This window comes from Amycolatopsis sp. NPDC003731 (assembly GCF_053586895.1).
This window is the reverse complement of record NZ_JBSFNC010000024.1, coordinates 1-17,052: the sequence shown is the minus strand read 5'-3', so window position 1 is coordinate 17,052 and position 17,052 is coordinate 1. Positions and strand designations below refer to the sequence as shown.

The window sequence follows — 17,052 nt, the reverse complement described above, 5'->3', positions numbered from 1 at the left end:
TGTTGCGACGGTGCGACCCCCCGGCGCGTGACCGGGTGCGAGCCTCACGCATTGCCACTGACGGTACCCGTCCGATGCCGCGAGCGGGAACACCCACGAGCTCCGGGAGCACGTCAGAGGACGACCCTAAACCAGGATGCCGGTGTGTGTCGTCTTCTCGGCACACACCGGCCTGGCGGATCTACAGAGCCGACGCCTTACGGTACGGCAGCACCTCGTCGATGATGCCGTACGCCTTGGCCTCTTCGGCCGTGAGGATCTTGTCGCGCTCGATGTCGGTCCGGATCTGGTCCGGGTCCTTGTTCGTGTGCTTGGCCAGGATGACCTCCATCTGGCGCCGCACCCGCTGGATCTCGTTGGCCTGGATCTCCAGGTCGGAGACCTGGCCGTAGGTGCCCTCGGTGGCCGGCTGGTGGATCAGCACGCGGGAGTTCGGCAGCGCGTAGCGCTTGCCGGGCGTGCCGGCCGACAGCAGCACGGCGGCGGCCGAGGCGGCCTGGCCGAGGCAGTACGTCTGGATGTCCGGGCGGACGAACTGCATGGTGTCGTAGATCGCCATCAGCGAGGTGAACGAGCCACCCGGCGAGTTGATGTAGACCAGGATGTCGCGGTCCGGGTCCTCGTGCTCGAGGTGCAGCAGCTGGGCCATCACGTCGTTGGCCGACGCGTCGTCCACCTGCACGCCGAGGAAGATGACCCGCTCTTCGTACAGCTTGTTGTACGGGTTCGACTCCTTGACGCCGTAGCTGGTCCGCTCCACGTACGACGGCAGGATGTACCGCGACTGGGGGATGCTCGGGCCCTGGAAGTCACCCGGGAGCCTGAAATTGCTCATCGAAAGTCTCCTTGGTGCTTCGGGCTCAGCGGGAGCCCGGACGGGCGATGTCGGCGGTGAGGACGTGGTCCACGAAGCCGTAGTCCTTCGCCTCCTGGGCGGTGAACCAGCGGTCGCGGTCGCCGTCCTTGATGATCTGCTCGACCGTCTGCCCGGTCTGGTCCGCGGTGATCCGGGCCAGCTCCTGCTTCCACTTGTTGAACAGGTCCGCCTGGATCGCGATGTCCGACGCCGTGCCGCCGACCCCGGCCGAGGGCTGGTGCATCAGGATGCGGGCGTGCGGGAGCGCGTAGCGCTTGCCCGGGGTGCCCGAGGAGAGCAGGAACTGCCCCATCGAGGCCGCCATGCCCATCGCGTAGGTCGCGACGTCCGGGCGGATCAGCTGCATGGTGTCGTAGATGGCGAACCCGGCGGTGACCGAGCCACCCGGCGAGTTGATGTAGAAGCGGATGTCGGACTCGGCGTCGTCGGCGTCGAGCAGCAACAGCTGCGCGGTGATCCGGTTGGCGACCTCGTCGTTGACCTCGGAACCGAGGACGACGATGCGCTCCTGGAGCAACCGCTCGAACACCGAGTCGGTGAGGTTGAGCCCTGCGGTGCCGGTCCGCGCCTCGGGCGTGTGCTGCGTCACGTCTGCCTGCCTTTTCGCCGGCGGTGGCCCGGTGCTGACGGCCACCGCTGTCGTTTCAGATGCTTGAGATCTTGTATCCGACCCTAACGAACTTGGGCGGTGCAGAATGCCTGACACCGCCCAAGTTCGCTCACAGCTTCACTCCGCCGGAGTCTTCGCCGTTTCGTCGGTGACCTGCGTCTCCTCGGCTGCCGGCTCGTCGCTGCCGAACAGCTCCGAGAGGTCGACCTCGGCGCCGGAGCCGTCGGTGACGGCCGCCTTGCGGACCACCGAGGCGAGGGCCTTGCCGCGGCGCACGTCGGCGTAGATCGCGGTCAGCTGGCCGGACTGCTGGGCGCGCTGGACGTACTCGTCCGGGCTGATCCCGAAGCGCTGGGCCTGGTAGATGATCCGCTCGGTGAGCTCGCCGTCGTTGACCGAGACCTCTTCCTTGTCGGCGATGGTGTCCAGCAGCAGCTGCGTGCGGACGGCCTTCTCCGACTCGGTGCGGGTCTCCGCGTCGAACTCTTCCAGCGTGCGGCCTTCGGCCTCGAGGGCCTTCGCGAACTGGGCCTCGTCGTGGTCGAACGGGTGGATCGCGTCGTGCTTGCGGTTCTCGATCTCGGCGTCGAGGACCTTCTCCGGGATCGGCACCTCGGTGCGCTCCAGGAGCTCGTCGAGCACCTTGTCGCGGGCCTGGACGCCCTGCTGCATCTTCTTGACGCGGCCGAGCCGCTCGCGCAGGTCGTTCTTGAGCTCTTCGATCGTGTCGAACTCGCTGGCCATCTGGGCGAACTCGTCGTCGGCCTCGGGCAGCTCGCGGGTCTTGACCGACTGGACGGTCACGGTCACCTCGGCGTCCTTGCCGGCGTGCTCCCCGGCGACGAGCTGGGTGGTGAACGTCTTGGTCTCGCCGGCGTTCGCGCCGACGATCGCCTCGTCGATGCCGTCGACGAGCTGGCCGGAGCCGATCTCGTAGGACAGCCCGCTGGTGCTGGCCTCCTCGACGGCCTCGCCGTCGACGGTGGCGGACAGGTCGATCGAGACGAAGTCGCCGTTCTCGGCCGGGCGCTCGACGCCGGTCAGCGTGCCGAAGCGGGCGCGCAGCTCGTCGAGCTGCTCGTCGACCTCCGCGTCGGTCAGCTCGACGTCGTCGACGGTGATCGCGAAGCCGTCCAGGTCGGGCAGCTCGATCTCCGGGCGCACGTCCACCTCGGCGGTGAACTCGAGCACGTCGCGGTCCTCGAGCTTGGTCACGTCGAACTCGGGGTTGCCGAGCGTGCGGACCTCGTTGGCGCGGACGGCCTCGATGTACTTGGCCGGGATGGCCTCGTTGACGACCTCGTCGAGCACCGGGCCGCGCCCGATCCGGCTTTCCAGGACGCGAGCGGGCGCCTTGCCGGGCCGGAAGCCCGGGATGCGCACCTGCTGGGCGATCTTGCGGTAGGCGCGGTCGAAGTTCGGCTTGAGCTCGTCGAACGGCACCTCGACATTGATCTTGACTCGCGTCGGGCTGAGCTGCTCGACGGTGCTCTTCAAGGTCTTCTCCTCGAGCGGTAACGATTGTGGTGGACAATCCTGCGGAAATGGCCCCGGTCAGGTACAGGCCGGGACGTCCGAGTCTAGGCCAGTGGCCTTCGCCACCGGGCCGGGGGCCACCTGCGAGGTCAGGCGCCCAGCATCCGGCCGATCACCCAGCGCATCCGCCCGCTCGCCTGCGCCACCGAGCCGCTCGGCTGCACGAGGTGGGAGAGCAGCAGCCGGACCATCGCCTCGACCGCGACCGTCCACTCCGAGAGGGTCAACCCGGTCTCCGGGTAGCACCGCGCGAGCAGGGCCGCGATCGTGCCGACCGAGCGCTCGAGCACGCCTTCGGGCCGGGTCGTCAGCAGCGGGAGGAAGTCGTCGCCGCCGCCCTTCGGGCAGCCGAGCGCGATGACGATGAGCGGGTTGACCCGGGCGGCTTCGAGGGTCTGGCGGAACGCGGCGGTGATGCCGTCGACGGGGGCGCCCGGGTGGGCGGTGACGACCTCGGTCACGCGCTCGGCGAAGCGCTCGGTTTCCCGGAGCACCAACGCCTCCGCCAGCTCGGCCTTGGAGCCGAGTTCGTTGTAGACGGTCTGCCTGCTGACGCCGACGTGCGCGGCCAGCTTGCCCATCGTCACCGCGGCCCAGCCGTCGCCGGCGATCAGGTCGGCGGCCGCGTCCAGCAGCCGGTCGCGGGTGCGCGCGGGGGCGGGATGGGTGACGGCCTTCACAAGGGCAGCTTACCCAGCGCTTGCGTTCGGCTGGCCCAGACCTTTTTTCGAAGCGTGGTGCAACGTTTACAAACCCCGGCGGGTTGTCTACGGTGACTCCCGCCTCGCCAGGAGCTTCTCGACCGAGGAGACCGCTCGATGCCCGTCGTCGATACCCCGCCGCGTGGCTCCCGGACGCCCGGAACCCCGGCGGAGACGGCTCCGCGTTCGGTGCCCTCGCCCCGCATCCCGCTGCCCCGCCTCTCGGTGCCCACGCTCCTGTTGTTCACCGGCGGCGCCGCGCTGTGGGCCACCGCGACCTGGTTGCTGCTGGCCGGGATCGCACCGCCGGTGTACACCGTGCCGCTGCACGCGATCGTCACCTTCACGATGTTCACGGTGGTGCACGAATCCGTCCACCACGCCGCAGGAAAGCTGACATGGGTCAACGAGGTGCTCGGCCGGCTGGCGATGCCGTTCGTCGCGGCGTACGCGTCGTTCCCGCTGCTCCGGTTCATCCACAGTGAACACCACCGCAACACGAATGCGGACTCCCACACGGATCCCGACGCGTGGACGTCGCAGGGAGCCTGGTGGTCGCTGCCGTTCCGCTGGCTCACCATCGACTTCTGGTACGCCCGCTTCTACACCGCCCGGGTGCGCACCCGGCCGGCCCCGGAACGGGCCGAGACGATCGTGCTGCTGTCGCTGGCGTTCGTCGCGGCCGCGACACTGATCGCCTGCGGCCACGGCCGCGAGCTGCTGCTCGGATACCTGCTGCCGCAGCGGATCGGGCTGGCCGTGCTGGCGTGGTGGTTCGACTGGCTGCCTCACCACGGCCTGCCGGAGGCGAAGCCGCGCGACAAGTTCGGCACCACGCGGGTGCGGGTGGGGCTGGAGTGGCTGATGACACCGATGATGCTGTTCCAGAACTACCACCTGGTGCACCACCTCCACCCGGCCGTGCCGTTCTACCGCTACCTGCGGGCGTGGCGGGACAACCGGGACGCCTACCTCGCCCGCGACGTCCCGATCATCACCGCGTGGGGCCGCGAGCTGACCCCGGCGGAGTACCGCGCGTGGCGGCGGCTGGCCGACGACCTCGGCGACGACGAGCCCGGCCCCGAGCCGCCGCCGCTCGGGCCGAGCCGGTTCCACCGGCTGCGGGTGCGCGAGGTCCGGCCGCTGACCGCGGACGCCGTCGCGATCACCTTCGAGGTCCCGCCGCACCTGGCCCCGGAGTTCCGCTTCTCGCCGGGCCAGCACGTCGCGGTCCGCGCGGTGGTCGACGGCCGGCCCGTGCGGCGGACGTACTCGATCTGCGCGCGGGCGGACTCGGGCGAGCTGCGGATCGCGGTGAAACGACGTCCCGGCGGGGCGTTCTCCGGCTTCGCGACCACAACGCTGGCCGCCGGCGACTTCCTGGACGTCTTGCCGCCTTCGGGCGCGTTCACGCTCACCCCGGACCCGGCGCGGACCGCGCACTACGTGGCACTGGCCGCGGGCAGCGGCATCACGCCGGTGCTGTCCATCCTGGTCAGCACACTCGCCGCGGAGCCGCACAGCCGGGCGACGCTGCTGTACGTCAACACCTCGGGCGCGACGACGTTGTTCGCGGCGGAGCTGAGCGCGCTCGCCGAGGGCTTCGGCGGGCGGCTGCACGTCGTCCACTACCGCACCGACGAGCGCGACCCCGACCTGCACGCGCACCGGCCGCGGCAGTTCGACACGATCGGCGAGGCCCTCGCCATTTCGCACGAGCGCTACCAGCGCGGCCGGCTCGACGGGACGCGCCTGCGCGCGCTGCTGCAGAACCGGCTGCACCCGGCGAAGGTCGACGAATGGTTCCTGTGCGGGCCGCGCGGCTTGCTGGACATCGCCCGCCGCACCCTGGCCGACGCGGACGTCCCGGAGGAGAACGTCCACTTCGAACTGTTCCGCGGCGCGGCACCCCTGCGCGACCCCGCGGGCACGCCGGCCAGGGTGGCGGTGACGCTGGGCGGCACGACGACGTGCGTCACGGCCGAAGCCGGGGAGACGGTCCTGGACGCGGCCTTGCGGGCCGGGTACGAGGTGCCGTACTCGTGCACGGGCGGGGCGTGCGGCACCTGCCGGGCGACGCTGCGGCACGGCCAGGTGGACATGGACGTCCGGTACGCGCTGACGGAGGACGACGTGGCGGCCGGCCGGATCCTGACCTGCCGCTCGCGCGCGACGACCCCGGAGGTCGCGGTCGACTACGACCGCCGCTGACCTCCGGGACCGCCTCCGGATCAGCCGGTCCGGGTCGGGGCGCCCGAAGGCGGGGTGCCCGGGCCCTGCGGTCCCGACTCGCCGTCCGTCACCGACGTCGCCGTCGCCGTGCTGCCGGACTCCGTGGCCACCACCGTGACCGTGTCGCCGGTCGCCAGGCCGGTCGCCTGCGCCGAGGTGATCGTGTAGGTCTTCGAGAAGCCGTCGTCGCTCTTGGCGGTCAGGGAGGTCGCGCTCAGCTCGGTCACCTCGCCCGTCTGCATGATCTTGGTGACGTAGCCGCCGTTGCCGTCGGAGGCCACGTACTCGCCGTGCAACGCGCCGCCCAGTCCGCCGCCCGGCATGCCACCGGGGCCACTCGCCATCCCACCCGGCCCGGCCTGGGTGTCGGTGGCCGCGGACGACGAGGCGGCCCAGACCGCCGCTCCCCCGCCGGCCACGATCACCGCCGCGACGGCGCCCGCCGCGATTTTCTTGCCCGGCGACCAGGCCTGCTTCGGGGCGGGTGCGGGCGTCGCGCCCCACGTCTGGTCCGGAGTGGACGGTGCCTGCGGTGTGGTCATGGTGCTGCTCCTCAACGTGGTCGTTCGGTGGGATCCACGGTGGCGCCGCTCGCTGTGCACCGACTGTGCTTGCCGTCAGCTGTTCCTGTGACGGCCGATCGGACATCCGGCGACGGGCCGGTCACCGCACAGCCGCTTCACAGGCAGCGCACAACCCGCACACACGGCGCGGACCGACATTGGAGCCATGGCCGCGCGAACCGTCCCGTCAGCTCCCCGCCGGGGGCGGCTTTCGCTGCGCGCGAAACTGACCGGCTCGATGGTCGTGCTGCTCACCGTGGTGTGCCTGATCGTCGGCGTGGTCAGCGAGTTCGCGCTCGACCTCTTCCTCACCCGCCAGATCGACCAGCAGCTCTCGGCCGCGGCGAACCGCTCGCTGGTGTTCGCGAGCAACGTCCGGCCCCAGGACGGCGGTCCGCCGCCGCAGTACCCGGGCCAGCACCCGCTGGGGCAGAACGTCGGCACGGTGAGCGGCACCTTCGACGGGCCGGAGCTCGTCCACGACGACAGCATCTCCGAACACGGCGGACGGCTGCAGCTGACCGCGGACCAGCAGGCCCTCATGCGGTCGGTGCCCGCCGACGGCAAGCCGCACACGCTGTCCTTCGACGACCTCGGCGAGTACCGCCTGATGGCGCTGCCCGTCCCCGGGACGTCCGAGGTGGTGGTGACCGGCCTGCCCATGAAGCCGGTCAACGACACGCTGCTCACCGTCGGGCTGATCCTCTTCGGCGTGGCCGCCGCCGGCGTGCTCGGCGCCGCCTTCCTCGGCGCCTTCGCGGTCCGCCGCACGCTGCGCCCGCTCGACCGCGTCGCGGCCACCGCCGGCCGCGTCACCGAACTGCCGCTCGACCGCGGCCAGGTGGCGCTGTCCATCCGCGTCCCGGAGGGCGACACCGACCCGCGCACCGAGGTCGGCCAGGTCGGCTCGGCGCTGAACCTGATGCTCGGCCACGTCGCCCAGGCCCTCGAAGCGCGGCACGACAGCGAAATCCGCGTCCGGCAGTTCGTCGCGGACGCCAGCCACGAGCTGCGCACGCCGCTGGCCGCGATCCGCGGGTACGCCGAGCTGGCTGCCCGCGGCAGCGCGCTGGTGCCACCGGACGTCGCGCACTCGATGGGCCGGATCCAGTCCGAGGCCGTCCGGATGACGGCACTGGTCGAGGACCTGCTGCTGCTCGCCCGGCTCGACGCGGGCCGGCCGCTCGACGTCCGCGACGTCGACCTCACCCGGCTGGTCGCCGACGCCGTCGGGGACGCCCGGGTCGCCGGGCGGCAGCACCGCTGGCTGCTGGAGCTGCCGCCGGACCCGGTCCTCGTGTTCGGCGACGTCCAGCGGCTGCACCAGGTGCTGGCGAACCTGCTGGCCAACGCCCGCACGCACACCCCGCCCGGCACCACGGTCGTGACGTCGCTGGCCCGCTCGGCCGACGGCAGCGCGGTGCTGACGGTGACCGACGACGGCCCCGGCATCGCGCCGGACCTGCTGCCGGACGTCTTCGAGCGGTTCGCCCGCGGCGACTCGTCCCGCTCCCGGAACGCCGGCAGCACCGGCCTGGGGATGGCCATCGCGTCCGCCGTCGTCGTCGCCCACCACGGCTCGATCGAGGTGCACAGCCGGCCCGGCCGGACGGAGTTCGCGGTGCGGCTCCCCGTGGCCGTTCCCGCACAGCGAGTGCACAGCATCGGCACAACCCGGCCCCAGCTGGAGACCGGAAGCTGAGCTCATGACCGTTCTCGAGTCACGCCAACCCGTCGTGGCCCCTTCAGCCCCCTCCCGCCGCACCTGGCACCGGCCGCTCCTGGCCGTCCTCCTGCTCGGCACCGCCGTGCTCTACCTCTGGGGCCTCGGCGCGTCCGGCTGGGCCAACGCCTTCTACTCAGCAGCGGCGCAGGCGGGCTCGCAGAGCTGGAAGGCGCTGTTCTTCGGCTCCAGCGACGCGGCCAACGCGATCACGGTCGACAAGACCCCGGCCGCGCTGTGGGTGATGGGCCTGTCCGCGCGGCTGTTCGGCGTCAACGCGTGGAGCGTCCTGGTGCCGCAGGCGCTGATGGGCGTGGGCTCGGTCTGGCTGCTGCACGCGGCCGTCCGCCGCACGTCCGGCCCGGCGGCCGGGCTGGTCGCGGGCCTGGTGCTGGCCCTGACGCCGGCCGCGGCGCTGATGTTCCGGTTCAACAACCCGGACGCCCTGCTCGTCCTGCTGCTGGGGGCGGGTGCGTACTGCGTGGTGCGCGCCTGCGAGAAGGCGAGCCCGCGCTGGCTCGCGCTGGCCGGGGTCGCGGTTGGCTTCGGCTTCCTGGCGAAGATGCTGCAGGCGTTCCTGGTGCTGCCCGCGTTCGCCGTCGCCTACCTCGTCGCCGCCCCGGTGTCGGTCGGGAAGCGGCTGCTGCACCTGCTCGGCGCGCTCGTCTCGGTGCTGGTGGCGGCGGGCTGGTACCTGGTGGTCGTGGCCCTCTGGCCGGCGGCATCGCGGCCGTACATCGGCGGCTCGCAGACGAACTCGCTGTGGGAGCTGGTGTTCGGTTATAACGGCTTCGGCCGCATCACCGGCGACGAGGTCGGCAGCGTCGGCGGCGGCGCGGGCCGCGGCTGGGGTTCGACGGGCCTGACCCGGCTGTTCGGCAGCGAAATGGCGGGCGGCATCGCCTGGCTACTGCCGGCGGCGCTGCTGGCACTGGGCGCCGGGCTGTGGTTCACCCGCCGGGCCCCGCGCACGGACGCGTCCCGGGCGGCCCTGTTGCTATGGGGCGGCTGGCTGCTGGTGACGGCGCTGGTGTTCAGCTATATGAGCGGAATCATCCACCCGTACTACACGGTGGCGTTGGCCCCGGCGGTGGCGGCCCTGGTCGGCACGGCGGCGGTCCAGCTGTGGCGCCTGCGCGCCCACCCGGTGGCCTCGGGGCTGCTCAGCGGCGGCGTCGCGGTGACGGCGCTGACGGCGTACCTGCTGCTGGATTCGTCGTGGCAGCCATGGCTGGCCCCGACGGTCCTGGTGGGCGGCCTCCTGGCGGCGGTGGCCCTGTTCTTCGCCACCCACCTGACCCGCGGAGCGGCCACGGTCGTGGCGGCGTTCGCACTGGTGGTGGCGTTGTCCGGCACGGGCGCGTACACCCTGGCGACGGCGGCGACGACCCACAGCGGCGCAATCCCGTCGGCCGGGCCATCGTCGGGCTTCGGTGGCCGCGGTCCCGGCGGCTTCGGAGGCCGCGGCGGGTTCGGTGGCGGCCCGGGTGCCCTGCTGTCGACAACGCTGCCGGGCGCGTCCTTGACGGCGTTGCTCCAGAAGGACGCTTCGCAGTACACCTGGACGGCGGCCACGGTGCTGTCGAACGCAGCCGCGGGCTACCAGCTGGCGAGCGGAGCCCCGGTGCTGGCGGTGGGCGGTTTCAACGGAACGGACCCCTATCCGACGCTGGCCCAGTTCCAGCAGTACGTGGCGAACGGGCAGATCCACTACTTCCTGGGCGAGGGCATGACGATGCAGGGTTCGAGCGGCTCGGACGCGGCCCAGCAGATCGCCGAGTGGGTCGCCGCGCACCACGAAGCCTCCACTGTGGACGGCGTAACGGTCTACGACCTGACGACGACCGTCTGAGACACGACCAAAGCAGGGTGTGACGCCGGTCCCGGCCCGGGCAACCTGGTCAAGGACCGGCTCACTCCGGCACACTGGTGGTGCCCAGGCGAACAGGAGTTCCTGCTGATGACCGAGCCCTCCGTACGGCTGGCTGACTCGGCAGACCTGGATTCGTTCGCCACCGCCCTCGGTGACCGCGCATTCTTCGTCGATCGCTTCGAACGGCAGCGGAACGGGCTGGGCGAGCTGTTCCTCGCCTGGCTGGGCGGCCGGGCCGCCGGAGCCGTCTACCTGTGGCTCGAGGAGGCCGAGGAACTGCCCATCCTCCAGCACCTGCCCGGCATCCCGCTGATCACGCACCTCGAGGTGCACCCCGACCTGCGGAACCTCGGCGTCGGCACGGCGCTGGTCGGCGCGGTCGAACGCCGCCTCTTCAAGACGGGCCGCTACCGGGTCGCGCTCGCGGTGCGGACGGACAACCACGACGCCGCCCGCCTGTACGACAGCCTCGGTTATCGCGACTGGGGCCACGGCGAGGTCACCTGCTACGCGCGGACGACCTCGCCGGACGGCACCCTCGTGCTCGAAGCGGAAGAGTGCCACGTACTGGTCAAGGACCTGGTGCCGATCACACCGGCGCCACGGACGGAAGCACGGCCGATCGGCGCTTCGCGGCCCTAGGCGACCGCAGATCGCCTCCGGTCCGGGCCAGCAACGGGATGCCCAGCGCCTCGACGGCGTGCTCGACGCCCGACCCGCCGTGGTGGTCGCGCCGCAGCTCGGTGATCCGCTGCCGCCAGCTCACGCAGTCCTGCTGCCACGCGCGGAGGTAGCGCACGCACAGGTCCGGGGTGATCAGTTCGCTGCGGCCGACCGCGGCCTTGAGCGCGTCGACCATCCGGGCCTGCTGGGCCGCCTCGATCGGTGACGCCTGCACCAGCTTGATCGTGTCCCGGATGATCCGGCGGCGGTCGGCGAGGAAGTCCCGCCAGTACGCTTTGGTCGCCTGCGCCAGTCCGAGGTGGCTGTCGAACAGGCCGAACACGCCTTCGGCCAGGGTGTCGCCCAGTTCTTCGCCACGGGCGCGGCGGGCGTCCCGGTAGGGGTCGTACGGTTTCTGGATCGCCGTGCCGGTGGTCGCGGACGGCCGCAGCTTCATGCCGTCCATCAGGAAGAACCAGTCTTCGTTGTAGATGTTCGGGAAGAACGAGCTGAACGCCGCTTCGCCGACCGCGAGCGCGCCGCCGCCGATGAAGGTGTCCTGCTTCTGTCCCGCGTCCCGGATCGCGTGGCACACCACGGAGTTGTCCGGCATGCCTTCGTTGGCCAGTCCGACCACCGGGTACTCGTCGAGCAGGCCGGCCGCGACGCCGAGGTCCGCCGGGTTCGGCAGCTCGATGTCGTCGTCGAGGAAGAGGATCCGCTTCCAGCCGGCGAGCACCGCGATGAGCAGCCCCAGGTTGCGCTTGTAGCTCGTGTCGGTCTGCCGGCGAAACCGCGTGAAGCGCAGGATCTCGTCCGTGGCGAACGTGGGCACGAGGCCGGGGTTGAGCAGGTCGGTGTCGATCGCGAGCGCGCGGACGCCGGCGCTCTTGGCCTCCAGGGCGGCAGCCGACGCCGTGGACCGCAGGCTGCACAGCAGGAGGAGGAAAACTCCGCGTTCCTTGGCCACGGCGATGGCCTGCCGCAGATAGGCGGCCGGGCGGCCGGTGGGCACGATGATCGCGTCCATCGCCGCGCCGGAGACGTCCAGGGTGTCGAAGTGCGCCAGGAGGTCCTGGTGCGACTCGTGCTGCCGCGCGTTCACTCGGCAGCCTCGGGCCACTCGTGCAACCGGTTCTCCTCGAGGGTCCAGTCGGGGGTCAGCCCCTGTCCCCCGACGACAGGCACGCGGCTGATGATGCTGAAGGATTCCACATCGCCGAACCGGTCTTGCACGTACGCGGTGTTACGGTCGCGGAAACGCGCGTCGGTCAGCGCGCGAACCGCGCCGAGCGTGCCACGACCGTACATACCATTGCATACGGTCACGGTCCTCTTTCGGTTGAACGGACTTTCGCCGCGGTAGAAGTGGGCGACGTCCTCCAGGAGGTGTTCCTGCCGGTCGAGCTTGGGCTCGAACAATTTCGGACGCCCGTCCTGCTGGACCCGGAACCCGCCGTGTTCGGCGTCGTCCACCCGGCCGACCTGCTCGACCGGGAGGTCCACGCGCTCGATCACGTCCCGGGTTACCGAGTTCCAGTCCACGCCGCCGAGCAGCACCAGGTGGCTCGTGTAGTCGTCGGCCGCCAGTTCCTCGCTGGTGCAGAACTTGACGTTGTTGTCCGGGTTGCGCGAGCGGATGTGCCCGAACAGCTCGATCAGCGCGTCCGGGTCGGCGTAGGTGTACAGCGAGACGAAGTCGGCGCTCTCCGGGTCCGCATAGGACAGGTGCCGCCGGTACTTCTCCGGCAGCGGCGCGCACACGATCGTGATGTTCTGGTCCTGCTCGAAGGTCCAGATGTCGGCCACCGGGGCCGGCGGCGCGACGAGCTGCCGGCCTTCGCGCAGCCGCAGCAGCTCGTCGAGGAGCCGGCTGCGCCGCGCCCGCTCCTCGTCCGTCAGTTGTCCGATGGGGAGGACGCGCAGCGTGCCGCTGTCCAGCGACCGCCGGGTCGCGAACAGCGTCGCGTAGGCGTCGAGCCGCCTGGTCGGCGGCGTGACCGGCTTTTCGGTGTTCTCCCACGACGAGATGAGGGAGATGCTGAGGGACTTGTTCCCGCCGAGCGCCTTGGCGAGCTGGGCCTGGGTGATCCCGGCGTCGGGCCACTGGGTCTCGCGCAGCGCGCGCAGGCGGTGAGCGAGCGCGGACCACTGTGGCTGGGCTGGGGACACGACTCGAGCCGCCCTTCAGGAAATTTCAGTACTCCCGATGAGGGCGCCAATACTACTCCCCGTCACTAGAGGCTTGGTCGGCGCCCCGCCGAACCTGGGACTGAAACGTTACGCTCAGCGGAACTTCCCCGCACCGAACAGATAACACCGATTCATCTCAGTTGATCCCGGGTACTTCACGCCTTACAGTCTCCTTGACTGAACTTCAGTTTCGACCTGAAGGCAGGAGCAGGCCATGAGTACTCCAGCGCAACACGTCCCCCTCCACCGGGCCATGGTGGCGGTCGACATCGAAGGCTCGACGACGCGGACCAACCCCGCCAGGGCCCGGCTCCGCACCGTCCTGTTCGAGCTGCTGGACGAGGCCTTCCTGGCCGGCGGGATCACCAAGAAGTTCCGCGACGGCTTCGTCGACCGGGGCGACGGCGCGCTGTGCCTGGTCCGGCCGGTCGACCAGGCACCGAAGCCGGTGCTGCTGACCACCGTCGTCCCGACCCTGGCCGAGCTGCTGGACAAGCACGCCGAAAGCCACCCCGAGCTCGCCTTCCGGCTCCGGGTCGCCGTGCACGCCGGCGAAGTGCACTACGACAGCCGCGGTCCGTACGGCGAGGACGTCGACATCGCCTGCCGCTTCGTCGACGCGAAGGAACTCCGGCGGCAGCTGGGTATCACGGCCGCCCCGCTCGTGCTCGTCATTTCACCGGAGATGCACCGCTCGGTCGTCCGGCACGGCTACCCGGGGATCGACCACACCACGTACTTCCAGACGGTGCCGATCAAAGTCGGCACCCAGCGGCTCCGCGGGTGGCTCCACATCCCGGAAGCCGCCCGGCGCCCGGAGGACATGACCGCATAGCGCGAAACGAGGTGGGGACCTTGGAACCGACGGGCTTCTGGGCCGAGCTGGCCCCGGCCGATCGCCGCAAGGTGGCGGAATCCGCCACGCGGCGCTCCCACCGGCGCGGGCAGGCCGTGTGCCGGGAAGGCGACCTCTCCAGTGTCGTACTGGTGCTGCTGTCCGGGCACGTGCGGATCGTCCACGGCACGCCCGACGGGCGGGACGTCGTCGTCGGGGTGCGCGGGGCCGGGGACGTCATCGGCGAACTCGCCGCGATCGACGACCTGCCGCGCTCGGCGACCGTCGAGGCGCTGGACGACCTGGAGGTGCTCGAGATCCCCGGCGACCGGTTCGCCGCGCTGTGCCGCACCCGGCCGCTGATCTCCTGGGCGCTGCTGCTCGTGCTCTCGGCCCGCCTCCGGTCCGTCGCCCGGCAGTGGCTGGACGTCGGCGGCGGGGCCGCGGCGCGGCGGGTGGCGGCGCAGCTCATGCAACTGGCCGTCCAACACGGCGTGCCGCTCGGGGACGACATCCGGATCGTCGTCCCCGCCACCCAGGCGGAGCTGGCGATGACCGCGGCGATGTCCCGCGAGTCCTGGGCGCGCGCGACGCGCGACCTGCGCCGCCAAGGGGTGATCAGCACCGGCAGAAGACAGGTGACGATCCACCGCATGGCCGAACTTCGGCGACTGGCGAGCTGAATCCCGCGCTCTGTGTCAGCTGACACAGAGGACTCGGCGGGCCGGAGGTTTCCTGGATCCACGGGCAGAGGAGGGCTTTCATGGACCCCTACACCACCCCACCGCGCCGCAGCCGCTGGCGCCGTGGCGTCTACGCGGCCGGTCTCGTCATCCCCTTCACCGCGTCCCAGGTGTGGGCGCTGCTGGTGCTGCTGCGGCTCGCCCCGCTCGACGGGCTGGTGGGGCAGGCCTTCGTCCTCGTCCTGCTCGGTTCCGCCGTCGCGATCTGGGCCGGCTGGCGGTGGACCTGGCAGCTGGGCCGCGACCGTGACGTCAAACCCGAGCCCGCCCCCAAGACCCGGATCCCGACATGACGTCCGGGCCGGTCATCGTCGCCGCCCTCGTGCTGGCCGCCGGTGCCGGACGTCTCCTGCGCCACCTCGGCGGCTCCCTCGGCCGCCGTCCCACCGAAAGGAGCACGGAAATGACCCGCTCGACTCCGACCTTCCCGCTGCGGATCTACCACTGGCGCTGGGAAATTCTGGCGGTGACCCTGCTCCCCTACGCCGTGGTGACCTTCGCGCTGTGGGCCGGCCCGCTCTGGGCGTCGGCGGTCCTCGCCACCGCACTCGGCGTGGCGGTGCTGCGCCGCCGCCAGGTGCAGGCCCGGATCCACGCGATCCGCCTGCAGCACCGGCTGCGGGCGGTGTTCCCCCACCTGCGCCTCCCCGGCGGCCGCCTCCCGGCCATCCTGTGGAGCCGTCCCCGCGGCGGCGACATCGTGGTGTCCCTGTACGGGCGCGAGGCGTTCGAGCACCTGCACCGCCACCGCACGGTCCTCGCGGCGGCGTGCGCGGTGCCCGAGGTGTACGTCGACCGCCACCCGAGGTACGCGAGCCTGGTGACGCTGACGATCAGCCCGACGGCCCCGAAGCGTGAGCCGAGCCGTGCTTCCCTGCCGAGCAACGTGGTGCCGCTGCGCGCTCACAGTTAGCCCGCCGGTGCCCGGCGGCGAGCCGGGCACCACACAGGAACCGCACAGAGAGAACACACGATCACCAAAGCGGCGGCCGCGATCGTGAGGGCATGACAGCCACCGCCCCCGCATCGCGGCCCGGGACCGGCCCGGTCGACCTGGCCGGCCCGCAGCCCGTTCTCGACGTCGTCATCCCGGTCTACAACGAAGAGACCGACCTCGAACCGTGCATCCGGCGGCTGCACGCGCACCTGGCCGAGCACGTCTCCTACCCGTACCGGATCACCGTCGCCGACAACGCGAGCACCGACGCGACGCTGCAGGTGGCCGAAAGACTGGCCCGGGAGTTCCCGGAGGTGGCCGTCCACCACCTCGACGAGAAGGGCCGCGGCCGCGCGCTCAACGCCGTGTGGCGGGCCTCCGACGCCGCCGTGCTCGCCTACATGGACGTCGACCTCTCCACCGATCTCGCCGCGCTCGGGCCGCTCGTCGCGCCGTTGCTGTCCGGGCACTCCGATCTCGCCATCGGCAGCAGGCTCGCCCGGGGGGCGCGAGTGGTGCGCGGGCCGAAGCGCGAGTTCATCTCCCGTTGCTACAACCTGATCCTCCGCTCGACGCTCGCCGCGAAGTTCAGCGACGCCCAATGCGGCTTCAAGGCCATCCGCGCCGATGTCGCCCGCGAGCTGCTGCCGCACGTCGTGGACACCGGCTGGTTCTTCGACACCGAGCTGCTCGTCCTGGCCCAGCGCGCCGGGCTGCGGATCCACGAAGTGCCGGTCGACTGGGTCGACGACCCGGATTCGTCGGTCAACATCCTGCGCACCGCCACCGAAGACCTCAAGGGCATCGCCCGCGTCACCAAGGCCACCTTCACCGGGGAAATCCCGGTCAGCAGGCTGCGCGAGCAACTCGGGCGGCAGCCGATCGGCGTCGACGCGCCGGGCGTGCCGCCGCGGCTGGTGACGCAGCTGGTGCGGTTCGCCGCCATCGGCGTCAGCAGCACGCTCGCCTACCTCGTGCTGTTCCTGCTGCTGCGCACGGTTGTCGGCGCGCAGGCGGCGAACTTCACCTCGCTGCTGGTGACGGCGATCGGGAACACCGCGCTGAACCGGCGGCTCACGTTCGGCATCCGCGGCCGCACCGGTGCCGGAAGGCACCAGTTCGAAGGGCTGCTCGTCTTCGGCCTCGGGCTCGCGCTCACCAGCGGCGCCCTGGCCCTGCTCAACGGATCCACCACCCCCGGCCTGGTCCTGGAGATCACCGTGCTGGTGCTGGCGAACCTCGCCGCCACGGTGCTCCGGTTCCTGCTCCTGCGCGGCTGGGTGTTCAACCCGCGCCGCCAGGCCACCACCCAGAAGGAGTACTGATGACCGCCGTCCTGCCCGCCCCGGTTTCCGAACCCCGGCACCGCAAGGAATCCGCCGCGCACGCACCACCGCGCTGGGTCCGCCCGGCGGTGTTCGGGCTGCTGGCCGCGACCGCGGTGCTGTACTTCTGGAACCTCACCGCGTCCGGCTACGGCAACTCGTTCTACGCCGCCGCCGTCCAGTCCGGCACGCAGAGCTGGAAGGCCTGGCTGTTCGCCTCACTCGACTCGGGGAACGTGCT

The 17,052-nt window shown here is 71.3% G+C and carries 16 protein-coding genes and 1 pseudogene; 10 read left to right on the top strand and 7 right to left on the bottom strand.

Translation table 11 applies throughout. The annotated features are described in order from the left end of the window. Positions 1–181: 181 nt before the first annotated feature. The 4 genes from ACWDN5_RS12885 to ACWDN5_RS12870 all read right to left on the bottom strand — a co-directional run bounded on the left by ACWDN5_RS12885 (position 182) and on the right by ACWDN5_RS12870 (position 3,703). Positions 182–835: an ATP-dependent Clp protease proteolytic subunit gene (locus ACWDN5_RS12885; RefSeq protein WP_091316263.1), complete on the bottom strand. Its 654-nt coding sequence runs from the start codon at positions 833–835 to the stop codon at positions 182–184. Between the two features lie 25 nt (positions 836–860). Next, positions 861–1,466: a ClpP family protease gene (locus ACWDN5_RS12880; protein WP_091320319.1), complete on the bottom strand. Its 606-nt coding sequence runs from the start codon at positions 1,464–1,466 to the stop codon at positions 861–863. 138 nt (positions 1,467–1,604) lie between these two features. Then, entirely contained in the window at positions 1,605–2,984 is a 1,380-nt protein-coding gene (gene tig / locus ACWDN5_RS12875; RefSeq protein ID WP_310972272.1) for a trigger factor, read from the bottom strand. A gap of 128 nt (positions 2,985–3,112) precedes the next feature. After that, positions 3,113–3,703 carry a TetR family transcriptional regulator gene (locus tag ACWDN5_RS12870; protein ID WP_310972270.1) on the bottom strand — a complete coding sequence of 197 codons (591 nt, stop codon included), beginning with the start codon at positions 3,701–3,703 and terminating at the stop codon, positions 3,113–3,115. A 138-nt stretch (positions 3,704–3,841) separates the two neighbouring features. On the opposite strand from ACWDN5_RS12870, the gene ACWDN5_RS12865 reads away from it, so the two are divergent. Continuing rightward, on the top strand, positions 3,842–5,935 hold the full coding sequence (locus ACWDN5_RS12865; RefSeq protein ID WP_310972269.1) for a fatty acid desaturase: 2,094 nt from the start codon (positions 3,842–3,844) through the stop codon (positions 5,933–5,935). A gap of 20 nt (positions 5,936–5,955) precedes the next feature. Here ACWDN5_RS12865 and ACWDN5_RS12860 read toward each other — a convergent pair whose 3' ends face one another. Then, positions 5,956–6,498, bottom strand: a complete 543-nt coding sequence (locus ACWDN5_RS12860; RefSeq protein ID WP_449676398.1) for a hypothetical protein — start codon at positions 6,496–6,498, stop codon at positions 5,956–5,958. A 187-nt stretch (positions 6,499–6,685) separates the two neighbouring features. Here ACWDN5_RS12860 and ACWDN5_RS12855 point away from each other — a divergent pair, with 187 nt between their 5' ends. The 3 genes from ACWDN5_RS12855 to ACWDN5_RS12845 all read left to right on the top strand — a co-directional run bounded on the left by ACWDN5_RS12855 (position 6,686) and on the right by ACWDN5_RS12845 (position 10,757). Continuing rightward, on the top strand, positions 6,686–8,221 hold the full coding sequence (locus ACWDN5_RS12855) for a sensor histidine kinase (protein ID WP_449676397.1): 1,536 nt from the start codon (positions 6,686–6,688) through the stop codon (positions 8,219–8,221). A gap of 4 nt (positions 8,222–8,225) precedes the next feature. Then, the gene (locus ACWDN5_RS12850; protein ID WP_449676396.1) at positions 8,226–10,094 is read left to right on the top strand and encodes an ArnT family glycosyltransferase; all 1,869 of its coding nucleotides are present in this window, start codon (positions 8,226–8,228) and stop codon (positions 10,092–10,094) included. Between the two features lie 108 nt (positions 10,095–10,202). Then, entirely contained in the window at positions 10,203–10,757 is a 555-nt protein-coding gene (locus tag ACWDN5_RS12845) for a GNAT family N-acetyltransferase (RefSeq protein ID WP_449676394.1), read from the top strand. Here ACWDN5_RS12845 and ACWDN5_RS12840 read toward each other — a convergent pair. Both ACWDN5_RS12840 and ACWDN5_RS12835 read right to left on the bottom strand, forming a co-directional pair. Next, on the bottom strand, positions 10,705–11,883 hold the full coding sequence (locus tag ACWDN5_RS12840) for a hypothetical protein (RefSeq protein ID WP_449676392.1): 1,179 nt from the start codon (positions 11,881–11,883) through the stop codon (positions 10,705–10,707). The genes ACWDN5_RS12845 and ACWDN5_RS12840 overlap by 53 nt on opposite strands. Further along, on the bottom strand, positions 11,880–12,950 hold the full coding sequence (locus ACWDN5_RS12835) for a helix-turn-helix domain-containing protein (protein ID WP_449676390.1): 1,071 nt from the start codon (positions 12,948–12,950) through the stop codon (positions 11,880–11,882). Before ACWDN5_RS12835 ends, ACWDN5_RS12840 begins: the two co-directional genes overlap by 4 nt. Positions 12,951–13,185: 235 nt before the next feature. Here ACWDN5_RS12835 and ACWDN5_RS12830 point away from each other — a divergent pair, with 235 nt between their 5' ends. The 6 genes and pseudogenes from ACWDN5_RS12830 to ACWDN5_RS12805 form a co-directional block, all read left to right on the top strand. Beyond that, the gene (locus tag ACWDN5_RS12830) at positions 13,186–13,806 is read left to right on the top strand and encodes a hypothetical protein (RefSeq protein ID WP_310972258.1); all 621 of its coding nucleotides are present in this window, start codon (positions 13,186–13,188) and stop codon (positions 13,804–13,806) included. Between the two features lie 11 nt (positions 13,807–13,817). Further along, complete coding sequence (locus ACWDN5_RS12825; protein ID WP_449676388.1) at positions 13,818–14,489, top strand: Crp/Fnr family transcriptional regulator; 672 nt, start codon at positions 13,818–13,820, stop codon at positions 14,487–14,489. Positions 14,490–14,569: 80 nt separating this feature from the next. Further along, positions 14,570–14,842 (top strand): hypothetical protein, encoded by a 273-nt coding sequence (locus ACWDN5_RS12820; protein WP_449676387.1) that lies wholly within the window; start codon positions 14,570–14,572, stop codon positions 14,840–14,842. Continuing rightward, positions 14,839–15,462: a hypothetical protein gene (locus tag ACWDN5_RS12815; protein ID WP_449676385.1), complete on the top strand. Its 624-nt coding sequence runs from the start codon at positions 14,839–14,841 to the stop codon at positions 15,460–15,462. Before ACWDN5_RS12820 ends, ACWDN5_RS12815 begins: the two co-directional genes overlap by 4 nt. A gap of 92 nt (positions 15,463–15,554) precedes the next feature. Next, the gene (locus ACWDN5_RS12810) at positions 15,555–16,811 is read left to right on the top strand and encodes a glycosyltransferase (protein ID WP_449676383.1); all 1,257 of its coding nucleotides are present in this window, start codon (positions 15,555–15,557) and stop codon (positions 16,809–16,811) included. Then, positions 16,811–17,052 (top strand): annotated as a pseudogene (locus ACWDN5_RS12805) (glycosyl transferase); the annotation flags it as partial. The gene ACWDN5_RS12810 and the pseudogene ACWDN5_RS12805, both read left to right, overlap by 1 nt.